At 48.0% G+C, this 306-nt stretch carries 1 protein-coding gene; it reads right to left on the bottom strand.

Going from position 1 to position 306, the window contains the following annotated elements:
- The coding region (locus tag ACFINS_RS10750) for a MotA/TolQ/ExbB proton channel family protein (protein ID WP_375706266.1) at nucleotides 1–306 on the bottom strand (306 nt) is incomplete at both ends.

Below are 306 nucleotides of genomic sequence, written 5' to 3'. Positions count from 1 at the left end.
ATTGAGCAATTCCGATGAAAGAATTCATGATCCCCCAAACGGTTGCAAAAAGACCAACGAAGGGAGCAATAGCACCAATAGTTGCAAGAACAGCGCTCCCACATGCAACACGGCGTGTAGCAGCCAGTAAGCAACGCGACAAAAGTGAATGCACACGCTCCTTCAAGCCCTCATTAACACCACGAGCAGTCTCTCCATATCGCGCAATCTCTGCATAGGGGATAGCATCTTCACAGACAACCGTTTGTTCCCCTTGTCTTTCACTGGAATCCTCCGTTGCAATAAAGTTGACCTTTTGCGTGGAAA

Origin of the sequence: Bartonella sp. AA2SXKL, assembly GCF_042197205.1 — a bacterium.
Taxonomy (GTDB): Bacteria; Pseudomonadota; Alphaproteobacteria; order Rhizobiales; family Rhizobiaceae; genus Bartonella.
Note: the sequence above shows the minus strand (reverse complement) of the source record. Positions and strands in the feature narration are given on the sequence as shown.